11 protein-coding genes and 1 pseudogene are annotated in these 9,941 nt (G+C 62.8%); 5 read left to right on the forward strand and 7 right to left on the reverse strand.

Annotated elements, in window-relative coordinates; translation table 11 throughout:
• Positions 1-165: 165 nt before the first annotated feature.
• Positions 166-729 (reverse strand): NADPH-dependent FMN reductase, encoded by a 564-nt coding sequence (locus A3728_RS16250; RefSeq protein ID WP_067925940.1) that lies wholly within the window; start codon positions 727-729, stop codon positions 166-168.
• Between the two features lie 253 nt (positions 730-982).
• Between A3728_RS16250 and A3728_RS16255 the strand changes: the two genes are divergently transcribed.
• The 5 genes from A3728_RS16255 to A3728_RS16275 all read left to right on the forward strand — a co-directional run bounded on the left by A3728_RS16255 (position 983) and on the right by A3728_RS16275 (position 5,596).
• Positions 983-2,248 carry an aromatic ring-hydroxylating oxygenase subunit alpha gene (locus tag A3728_RS16255; RefSeq protein WP_201722143.1) on the forward strand — a complete coding sequence of 422 codons (1,266 nt, stop codon included), beginning with the start codon at positions 983-985 and terminating at the stop codon, positions 2,246-2,248.
• Positions 2,245-2,730, forward strand: coding sequence for an aromatic-ring-hydroxylating dioxygenase subunit beta (locus A3728_RS16260; protein ID WP_067925943.1), 486 nt, complete (start codon positions 2,245-2,247; stop codon positions 2,728-2,730). Before A3728_RS16255 ends, A3728_RS16260 begins: the two co-directional genes overlap by 4 nt.
• A gap of 20 nt (positions 2,731-2,750) precedes the next feature.
• On the forward strand, positions 2,751-3,701 hold the full coding sequence (locus A3728_RS16265) for a PdxA family dehydrogenase (RefSeq protein WP_236628248.1): 951 nt from the start codon (positions 2,751-2,753) through the stop codon (positions 3,699-3,701).
• Entirely contained in the window at positions 3,698-4,699 is a 1,002-nt protein-coding gene (locus tag A3728_RS16270) for an FAD-binding oxidoreductase (protein WP_067925949.1), read from the forward strand. Before A3728_RS16265 ends, A3728_RS16270 begins: the two co-directional genes overlap by 4 nt.
• 102 nt (positions 4,700-4,801) lie before the next feature.
• A complete protein-coding gene (locus tag A3728_RS16275; protein ID WP_067925952.1) occupies positions 4,802-5,596 on the forward strand; it encodes an IclR family transcriptional regulator domain-containing protein in 795 nt (264 codons plus the stop codon).
• Here A3728_RS16275 and A3728_RS16280 read toward each other — a convergent pair.
• From A3728_RS16280 to A3728_RS16305, 6 genes and pseudogenes are all read right to left on the reverse strand, one after another.
• Positions 5,566-6,585, reverse strand: coding sequence for a HipA N-terminal domain-containing protein (locus tag A3728_RS16280; RefSeq protein WP_067925953.1), 1,020 nt, complete (start codon positions 6,583-6,585; stop codon positions 5,566-5,568). The genes A3728_RS16275 and A3728_RS16280 overlap by 31 nt on opposite strands.
• A complete protein-coding gene (locus tag A3728_RS16285) occupies positions 6,582-6,866 on the reverse strand; it encodes a helix-turn-helix domain-containing protein (protein WP_161487204.1) in 285 nt (94 codons plus the stop codon). Before A3728_RS16285 ends, A3728_RS16280 begins: the two co-directional genes overlap by 4 nt.
• Before the next feature lie 63 nt (positions 6,867-6,929).
• Positions 6,930-7,889: an IS110 family transposase gene (locus A3728_RS16290; protein ID WP_067925956.1), complete on the reverse strand. Its 960-nt coding sequence runs from the start codon at positions 7,887-7,889 to the stop codon at positions 6,930-6,932.
• A gap of 198 nt (positions 7,890-8,087) precedes the next feature.
• Positions 8,088-8,584: pseudogene (locus A3728_RS16295) on the reverse strand (IS5 family transposase); the annotation flags it as partial.
• Positions 8,585-8,605: 21 nt separating this feature from the next.
• Positions 8,606-9,298 carry an IS66 family transposase gene (gene tnpC, locus A3728_RS16300; protein WP_269084726.1) on the reverse strand — a complete coding sequence of 231 codons (693 nt, stop codon included), beginning with the start codon at positions 9,296-9,298 and terminating at the stop codon, positions 8,606-8,608.
• A 14-nt stretch (positions 9,299-9,312) separates the two neighbouring features.
• On the reverse strand, positions 9,313-9,941 hold a 629-nt coding region (locus tag A3728_RS16305; RefSeq protein WP_150120854.1), incomplete at its 5' end, for an IS256 family transposase.

Consider the following 9,941-nt stretch of genomic DNA (forward strand, 5'->3'; position numbering starts at 1 on the left):
GGACACCGTATTGATCGACTGACGTGTTCGGACAGGTTTGGCGTGGCCGGGCCGGTGCGTTTGGCACGTCGCCGGCCCGCTTCCCATTCGCAATACGAATTATGATGCCATTATAGAATCACCCGGTGTGACGAGGGACCATCGGCGATCCGGCATGGCCTTTGGTCAGGCGATCTCACCCGTCAGCCGGGCAAAGGCCCCTTCGGCCAGCTGTTTCTGGACGGCGGGCGATAGGCTTCCGTCCTGGCGGAAGATCCTTGAGGTCGAGCCGAGTTCGAATTTCTGCGAATAGACGTTTGCGCCAAGCTCCAGCAGGAACTGGTGCAGGGCCGGGTGGCCGCGCAGCGCGCCCACGCCGCCCACCGGCGCGCCGCACAGGGTGATCAGCTTGCCCTGGAACAGGTTGCCCGCGCCGTCCACGTCATGCCCGATCCAGCCAGCGGCGTTGCGGAACACCGAGGAGAACGCGCCGGTATATTCATCGGAGCTCATGAAGATGGCGTCTGCCGCGGCCACGGCTTTGCGAAGCTTCGCTGCATCGTCCAGTACGGGACCGGGCTGACCCTCGATGAAAACCGGCAGCTCATATTCGGCAAGGTTCAGCGTGACCGCCGTGAAGGCATCCGCCATGTCGCGGTCCGCAAGCGCCGCTGCGGCGCCGACCATCCGCCAGTTGGACGAGCCGACCTGGCTGCTTCCCGACATGAAGAGGACTGTCTTTTTGGGCATTTTCCGCTCCTTAAGATGATTGACGGCCAGTGACCGGCCCCTGAACGCCGCCCGCCGGCACCGGCGGATATGTCACCTTCGCAAGGGGCTTGGTGCCTTGATTTTTCATCTGCTCCTCCCCCTGTTTCCTGCATCTGCATGGCCAGTCCCTGCTTGACACAAAATTCTCAGGATTGTAAATCAAAAATCGAATAGCGGTTTTAGTTCGACATACGAACATCCGACAACTGGTTTATCGGGAGGGAGTAAACCCATGAACAATTTGGCGCCCCTTGGGGCGGATATGCCTGTTTGGGCGAAGGAAGATGAGGGTTTCCATGTCCCTTACTGGGTGTTCCAGCGCGAAGACGTTCTGGAGATGGAAAATGAGCGCCTGTTCCAGGGGGAAACCTGGAACTACATGTGTCTTGAAGCCGAACTTCAGTCGCCCGGCGATTTCGTCGCGGTCCATGTGGGGGAAACCCCGGTCATCGTGACCCGCGACCATGACGGCGAGATTTATGCGTTCGAGAACCGCTGCTCGCATCGCGGCTCGCTTCTGGCGCTGGAAGATCGCGGCAACGTCAAGGATTTCACCTGCGTCTATCATGCCTGGACCCACAGCCTGCAAGGTGACCTAGTCGGGATCGCCTTCAAGGACGGGATCGGCGGCAAAGGCGGGATGGAGAAGGATTTCTGCATGAACTCCGTTGGCCCTCGCAAGCTGCGCGTGGCCAATGTCGAAGGGCTGATCTTCGGCAGCTTCGACGAGGACGTGGACGATATCGAGGATTACCTGGGCGATGAGGTTCTTGGCCGCATCCGCCGCGTGCTGGAAGGCCGCAAGATGGTGGCTCTGGGCCGGTTCACGCAGGTGCTTCCCAACAACTGGAAGCTCTATGTTGAGAACACCAAGGACAGCTATCACGCCAGCATCCTGCACACCTTCTTCACGACCTTCGAGCTGAACCGGCTGTCGCAGAAGGGCGGAATCATTGTCAGCCCGAATGGCGGCTGCCATGTGAGCTATTCCGAGATCGACCAGGTCGCGGAAGCCGAGAAGGCGAAGAACACGATCTATTCGGACCAGAAGATCCGGTCGCAATCGGACCTGCAACTGGCCGACAAGTCGCTGCTGGCGAGCTTCAAGGAATTCGACGACGACATCACCCTGCAGATCCTCACGGTCTTTCCGGGCTTCGTCCTTCAACAGATCCAGAACTCGATCGCAGTGCGTCAGGTCCTGCCGAAAGGCACCGACGAGATGCATCTCAAATGGACCTATATCGGGTTCGAGGATGACACGACCGAACAGCGCCGCGCGCGTCTGAAACTGTCGAACCTGATCGGGCCGGGCGGGTATGTGTCGATGGAAGACGGCTGTATCGGCGGCTTCGTGCGCCGCGGCACCAAGGGCGCGTCGGACAACAATGCCGTGCTCGAAATGGGCGGGCGCAGCATCGAAGGCGGCGACGACCGCATTACGGAAGCCTCGATCCGGGGGTTCTGGGCAGAATACAGAATGAGGATGGGGCTATGAACATTCACGTACGGCAGGCCGAGGTTTCGGCCCTGATCAGCGCCGCGCAGGCCCGCTATGTCCGCGAGATCGACGATGGCGATTGCACCGCATGGCCCAACTTCTTCGTGGATGATTGCTTCTACACGATCACCAGCGCGGACAACTACGCGCAGAACCTTGAGGCGGGTCTTGTCTGGCTCGACAGCAAGGACATGCTGCGAGACCGTATCCTGTCGCTACTGGAGGCCAACGTCTATGAGCGCCACTCCTACCGGCACATGATCGGGCAGCCCTTCGTGGACGAGCTGGAAGGCGGCGAAGTGGATTCGGAAACTTCGTTTATGGTGGCCCGGATCACCCGCGAGGGGCCGACCGATCTTTTTGCCACCGGGCGCTATATCGACCGCTACCGGATCGTCGGTGACGAGGCCAAGATCGTGTCGCGCACTGTGGTGCTGGACAGCAACCAGATCGACACGCTGCTCGGTTTCCCGCTGTAATGACGGCGCAAAAGGAAAGAGTGCTGATCACCGTTGGCGATGCCAACGGGATCGGCCCGGAAGTCGCGGCCAAGGCCGCTATCGCGCTGGCCGACGATCCGACGCTGCGCCCGGTGATCGTGGGCGACCGGCATCTGGTGGAGCCGGTCGTAGCGGCGGCGGGCTTCACACTTGAGTCGTCCATGGACAAATGGGGCGCGCCCGGCCACGTCGATCTTCATGAGGTGGGCGCGCTTGACGCGGCCGATGTGACGCCCGGCACACCCACCGCCGCCAGCGGGCGGGCGACGGTCGCCTATGTCGAGCGCGCGGTGACGCTGGTCAAGGACGGCACCGGCCGCGGCATCGTGGCCTGCCCACATTCGGAAACGGCGGTCAATGCCAGCGGGCGGACATTTTCGGGCTATCCCAACCTTCTGTCCGAGCTTCTGGGCACCGGCGAGGATTCGGTTTTCCTGATGCTGATCGGCGGCGGGCTTCGGGTCGTGCATGTGACGCTGCATGAAGGCATTCACACCGCGCTCGACCGGCTGACGCCGGAACTGATCGAACGCGCCACGCTGGCCGCGCATCAGGCGCTCAGCGGTCTGGGGATCGACGCCCCGCGCATCGGGCTGTTCGGGATCAACCCCCATGCGGGCGAGGGCGGGCTTTTCGGGGATGAGGACGACCGCATCGTCACCCCCGCCATCGAACGGCTGCGCGCGCAGGGGATCGACGCGCACGGGCCGGAAGGCGCCGACGTGATGCTGGTGCGCGAAGGCTATGATGCCTTTGTCGCCATGTATCACGATCAGGGCCATATCCCGGTCAAGCTGCTGGCCGGGCGCAGTTCGGCGGCGATGTCGATCGGCTCCGGGCTGGTCTTTTCCAGTGTCGGGCACGGTGCGGCGTTCGATATTGCGGGTAAGGGTCAGGCGTCCAGCGATGCGGCGGTCGCCGCGATCAGGCTTGTCGGAGGTATTCAGTGAGTTTTCGTATAACCGTCACCGACCATGACGATATCGGCTTCGACTGCGAAGAGGACGAAACCGTCCTCGACGCGGCTGATCGCGCGGGCTACGCCATTCCCTACTCATGCCGCAAGGGCGTGTGTTCGTCCTGCGAAGGCGGAATCGCGGCGGGCGAGGCGATGGTGCGCGGGCAGGGGGTTCAGGCCGGTCCCGCCGAGGGCGTCAAGCTGTGCCAGGCCCGTCCGCTGACCGATCTTCAGATCACGCCGAGGATCCAGAAGGTGGAGCCGGTGGAGCGCAAGACGCTGGAGGCGAAGGTGCGAAAGATCACCCGCCCGGCGCCGGACGTGGCCGTGATCCAGTTCCGCCTGCCGATCGGGCAACGCGCGCCGTTCCGCGCCGGTCAATACCTGCGGGTGGTGATGGAGGACGGCGACAGCCGCAACTACTCCATGGCGAACCCGCCGCAGAAAAACGACGGGATCGAGCTGCATATCCGGCATGTGCCGGGCGGCAAGTTTTCGGAGCAGGTGCTGAGCAAGCTGGACAAGGGCCAGTTCCTGACCGTCGAGCTGCCTTATGGCGAGTTCTGCCTGTCTGACAACGACGATATGAACGCGGTTCTGCTGGCCACCGGCACCGGGTTTGCCCCGATAAAATCGCTGATCGAGAACCAGATCGCGCTGGGGGCCGAGCGACCGCTGAAGCTTTATTGGGGTGTCAATACCGAGGCCGATCTTTACATGGCCGATGTCGCCGCCCGCTGGGCCGCGGCGCATCCCTGGATCAGCTTCACGCCGGTCATCTCGTCGCCTTCGGACGGCTGGGACGGGCGCACCGGGTTCGTCCACCGCGCGGTGCTGGAGGACATTCCCGACATGAGCAATGTCGAGGTCTATGCCTGCGGTGCGCCGGTGATGATCGACGCGGCGCGCTCGGAATTCGAGGCCGAGGCCGGGCTAGCCAAAGATCGCTTTTTCAGCGATGCCTTCGTGGCGTCGGGCGACGAGGAATAAGTCTGCTTTCGGGCCCGTCCCGCTTTCTGGACTTATTCCGGTCCCCGTGGCACGGTGCGGCCTCGACGGGGTTCTCAAGCGCCGGAGAAGGGTGGAGCTCGGATGACGGGGACAACGGAAAAAGACGGGGGCACGGCGACGAAATCGCGCGCGCCCGAGGGGATGGCGGGGCTGGCCAAGGGCCTGGCCATCATCGAATTGTTCGGGGAAGAGTACCCGGCTGTCACCGTTTCGTCCGCCGCCGATGAAACCGGCATTTCGCGGGCCAGCGCGCGGCGCTGCCTGCTGACCCTGACAGATCTGGGTTATCTGACCAAGAACGGCCCGCGTTTCATGCCGACCCCGCGCATGTTGCGGCTGGGCCTGTCCTATACAGGCGCGATTCCGCTGCCCCAGCTTGCCCAGCATCAGCTTGACGCGGCGCGCGAGGAACTGGGGGAATCCGTCTCGCTGTCGATCCTGGAGGATGGCCGGTCAACCTTTGTCGCGCGGGCCGAGGCGGCGCGGCTGGTCTCCACCGCGATCCGTCTGGGCACCCGGCTGCCCGCCTATGCGGCGGCCACGGGGCGTATCCTGCTGTCGGCCTATGACGACGAGGCGCTGGATGCCTATCTCGACGCGGCGGAGCCGGTGGCCATGACCAAGCATACGGTTACGGACAAGGCGAAGCTGAAAGAGATCATCCGCGCCGCCGGCCGTGACAAGGTGGCCTTCACCGACGAGGAGCTGGAACTGGGCATGGTCAGCATGGCCATTCCGGTCTTCGACCCGGACGGCAAACTGATCGCCTCGATGAGCGTGAGCGCGGCGCGGCCGCGCGTCACCGTCAAGGACATGCGCGAGCACATGCTGCCCATCCTGCGCATCTATGCCGAGGCGCTGTCGCGGTCCCTTTGAACGGTGCCGGCGGGCAAGGCTGCCCGCGTCAGGTCAGCATCATCGTGGTGGTCTGAAGGTTCTTCGCGAATGTTGAATATTACCTGATCCAGGAGAGCAAGGGCACTGCGAGGGCCCAGTCGTCGGCCGGTCTCGAGGATCTGGCGCAGCGACAGGCCGGGTCGAGTTCCATGCTCGTACTTTTGGCCAGGTGGCAGGCTGTTCGCCTGAGCGAAGTCCTCCTGGTGGATGCGCTGAATGCCCCCAGAGCGCGTGAGGCAACGGTCAGAACACAACACGCAGATCGCCGCGCGGCGCGGCGTGGTGATCCTCCCGCACTCTGCCGCCGGTAGTCCGATGGCAGCCGCCAGGCGCAGGCAGTAGGCCTCATTCACCGTGCTGCCGGGACGGCGCGGGCTCTCGGGTTTGAGGATGACAGTGGAGGGGGCACCGAACCGCGGGATGGCGAGCTGATCCCCCTTCCTCGGCAAGCGTAACACCGGGGTGCCCTCCGCATCGAGAACCGCCAGTGCCGTTTTCGTCTGACCACCGGCGAGAGACAGCCTGACACCCCCTTCCCCGGCAAGGAAAGGCCGCTTCTCCACATCCTCGAAGTGTTGCTCCAGGACCTCCGCCGGATCCTCGGTCTCATAGTATTCCGTCAGCGGCGTGTGGCGCCAAGCAGCAGGTGCATTCGGTTCTGCGAAGGACAGGGCGCCAGCCGTATCGCCACCGATGTCTGTCAGAAGGCCGAGAGCCTCCGTAGGCGAGCGCCCCAAGGATCGACTCAGCTTCTCGAGCTGCTCGCCTTCGGGCAGGAGGTTGGCGAGCCATGGCGTGATGAGGTTCGCGAGATACTCCGCGGGCCCGAGCGGCATGCTGAGTGAGAGCGGAAAAGCGCCCGGCGCGGCTTGCCAGGCAGCGTCATAGGAAAAGCTCAGGTCGCCTTGCCTGCTCACCCGGATGCGGCCCACCCGAAAACTGGCGAAGTAGACATAAACGGCTCTCATTCGAACTCGCTCAGATCATAGCCACGGTCCATGCCCGTTCCCTGGTCACCGCCGGGCTCGGGCGGGCCGCCAAAGAAGGCAGAAAGCTCCACGTTCAAGGACCGTGCAATCTTCGCAAGTGTGCTCAGCCTGACGTCGCGCTTGCCGGTTTCAATCAACGAGAGGGCGCCTGCCGAGATGCCCGACAGTCGTGCGAGCTCCTGCAGGGTCAGGCTGGAGGCGACCCGCTGGCTGCGGATCGCAGCCCCGACCGGGGCGAGTACGTCTCTGTTTCCTTCCAAACTCATGACCATCACAAATTTTACCGAATACGATAATTATCCGTTATCTAGCAACTGTATCTTTCAGGGGTGTCTGTGCTCCCATTCCCGTCGGCTTTTGCACAGAGCATTGGCGATGATGACGAGCTTGCGCGCGACGGCCGTGACGATGACCTTGTGTGGTTTCCCGGCTTTACGGAGCCGATCAGCGAACGCTTTGAGTGTCGGGTTATGATGCGAGGCGACCAGCGCTGCCTGGAACATGACATGTCGTAGGGCGCGTCTACCACCGGCGATTGCGCGCTTGCCACGCAACGTTCCGCTGTCCTGCGCCACTGGTGCCAAACCGGTCAGGGCCGCAGCTTCTTCGCCGGTGAGAGCGCCGAGTTCGGGAAGTTCGGTGATCAGCGTTGAGCTGGCGACTGGTCCGATGCCGGGAACGGAACGAAGGATCCGCGCGGTGCCCGCGAGATGCCTGTAGCGCCCCAAAAGCTCTGAAATTCTGCTTTCCAACTCGGTGATCGCAACATCCAACCTCTCCTTCAACTCCACATCGATATCCTCGAACAGCTCTGCCGTTCCCGATTTCCGATGCGCCCGGATCTGCGCCAGAAGCCGCTTTCGCATCTCGACCACCTGTGCCCGTCTGGTGGTCAAGGCCCTGAGAAGACGTAGATGTTCGGCGGGAAGTGTTCGTCCTGCCTCGGGTCTGAAGACCAAGAAGCGCGCTATGAGTTCGGCATCGATCCTGTCGGTCTTTGCTCGGGTTCCAAGGCTGCGCGCGAAGGCCTTGACCTGGGCCGGCGGCACTTGGCGGGCCTCGACGCCTGCATCCTGAAGATAGGACCAGAGCCGCCATTCCTGCCCACCCGTCGCTTCGAAACAGACGACGGCTCTCTGGTCGTGAGCGAGATCGGACACCGCGACATGGCCATTATCGGTATTGGGGATGCGATGACGCTGACCGTCCGGAAGGCAGTGAATATCGAGCCAGTCTCGGCTCACATCTATCCCGATGATCCGACCGTGTGTTACCTTCTCCATGCTCTCCTCCGTCTGATACGCGGTCCCACGAGGGCCGCTGGCAACTGTTCGAGACAATGAAGGAGAGGCGGTGCCGACAGGCTAAGAAGCGTGGCCATGCCACAAGGGTCAGACGTCGCGCACCACCCCGTCACGGGTCCTCGCCGGGACACGTGACGGGGTCACGCTAGCAGATCTACGATACAGAAGGGTCAGGATTCATAACCAGTAAATGACGAGAGCTGCGAGGGCGATGGCTGAGAGGAACACCTTGGGGCATCGGTCATAGCGGGTCGCGACGCGCCTCCAGTCCTTGAGCCTGCCGAACATGATCTCGATGCGGTTGCGCCGCTTGTATCTCCGCTTGTCATATTTGACCGGCGTCTTGCGTTTCTTCCGGCCTGGGATGCAGGCGCGTATCCCCTTGTTCTGCAACGCTTCTCTGAACCAGTCAGCGTCATAGCCACGATCCCCGAGTAGCCATTTGACGTTTGGTAGGCGACTGAGCAGCGCCCGTGCGCCGATATAATCGCTGACCTGTCCAGCGGTGACGAACAGGTCGATCGGTCGTCCCTGACTGTCGCAGATGGCGTGCAGCTTGGTGTTCATACCGCCTTTGGTTCGACCAATCAGGCGACCACGCCCCCCTTTTTGGCGGCCATGCTGGTCGCCGTTCGGTGGGCCTTGAGGTATGTCGCGTCGATCATCAGTAAGCGCTGTCTGCGCCCCACGCGGGATCAGCTTGACGTGGTGAAGTTCCAGGGCATCAGCTCGTCGATCCTGCTGGCGGGGTGACCGGCGGTGATCGCTTCGAGGGTCGCCTTGAGGTAGGCGAAGGGCTCCACGCCGTTGATCTTCGCGGTGGCGATCAGGGAGGCGATGCGGGCCCAGGTGCGGCCGCCCTCGTCGTGGCCGGCGAAGAGTGCGTTCTTTCTTGTCAGGGCGATCGGTCGGATCAGGTTTTCGACGGCGTTGGAGTCCATCTCGACGCGGCCGTCGTGGAGGAAGGTCTGCAGGCCGCCCCACTGGCGGTGGATGTAGGTCAGTTTCTCGCCGAGGCGCGACTTAACCGAGATACGCAGACGCTGTGCCTGCAGCCAATCACCGAACTCGGCCACGAGGGGCGCGCTGCGGGCCTGACGGGCCGACAGACGTTGGCCCGGGCCCATGCCCCGGATCTCGACCTCGATGCGGTAGAGCTCAGCGATCCGGCGCAGGCCCTCGGCGGCGATTTCCGAGCCGTCGCGGTCGAAGACCTCCTTCAGCTTGCGCCGCGCATGCGCCCAGCAGTGGGCCACCGTGATCGGCGCGCCGCCCTTGCGGGAGGGGCGCGTCAGTCGATCGTAACCGGTATAGCCATCCAGTTGCAGGATGCCGTCGAAGCCCTGCAGGGGGAGTGTCATGAACTCTGTGTATCTTTCCCGGCCCATGCGGTTTCAGATACTCAAGCGTCGAAGCGCTCGCCGAACATTATGGCGAACTGGTTGCGGGCTGCAAACCATTCCCGAACATTTCTGCCATCCTTTTCGAACTTGCGGATTGCGAGATAGATCAGCTTGGTCGCGGCCTCGTCGGTCGGGAATGAACCGCGCGTCTTGATCGATTTTCGGATCACGCGGTTCAAGCTTTCTATGGCATTGGTCGTGTAGATGATCTTGCGGATCGCCGGATCGAAGCCGAAGAATGGGATCACCTCGGCCCATGCCCTGCGCCAGGCCGGAGCGATGGAGGCGTATTTCCCGGCCCATTTCTCCTCGAAGGCATCGAGCTCAGCTTCGGCCATCTCGGTGCTCGGGGCGCTGTAAATCCGGCGCAAGTCGGCCGCCACGATCTTGCGGTCCTTCCAGGAACAAAAGTTCAGAGAATGGCGCACCAGATGCACGATGCAGGTCTGAACCATGGCCTCCGGGAAGGCGGCGGTGATCGCCTCCGGAAAACCCTTGAGACCGTCCACGACGGTGATCAGGATGTCCTGCAGCCCCCGGTTCTTCAGTTCGTTCATCACCGAGAGCCAGAATTTGGCACCTTCGTTCTCGGCGATCCACAGGCCCAGAACCTCACGGCTCCCATCGT

It is taken from the genome of Sulfitobacter sp. HI0040, from assembly GCF_001634885.1.
Lineage (GTDB): Bacteria > Pseudomonadota > Alphaproteobacteria > Rhodobacterales > Rhodobacteraceae > Sulfitobacter.

Excerpts from the sequence above, each read along its gene's own strand:
- A3728_RS16275 (WP_067925952.1), top strand. The coding sequence starts at position 4,802 with ATGACGGGGACAACGGAAAAAGACGGGGGCACGGCGACGAAATCGCGC.
- A3728_RS16290 (WP_067925956.1), bottom strand. The coding sequence starts at position 7,889 with ATGGAGAAGGTAACACACGGTCGGATCATCGGGATAGATGTGAGCCGA.
- A3728_RS16260 (WP_067925943.1), top strand. The coding sequence starts at position 2,245 with ATGAACATTCACGTACGGCAGGCCGAGGTTTCGGCCCTGATCAGCGCC.
- A3728_RS16250 (WP_067925940.1), bottom strand. The coding sequence starts at position 729 with ATGCCCAAAAAGACAGTCCTCTTCATGTCGGGAAGCAGCCAGGTCGGC.
- tnpC (WP_269084726.1), bottom strand. The coding sequence starts at position 9,298 with ATGGGCCGGGAAAGATACACAGAGTTCATGACACTCCCCCTGCAGGGC.
- A3728_RS16255 (WP_201722143.1), top strand. The coding sequence starts at position 983 with ATGAACAATTTGGCGCCCCTTGGGGCGGATATGCCTGTTTGGGCGAAG.
- A3728_RS16280 (WP_067925953.1), bottom strand. The coding sequence starts at position 6,585 with ATGAGAGCCGTTTATGTCTACTTCGCCAGTTTTCGGGTGGGCCGCATC.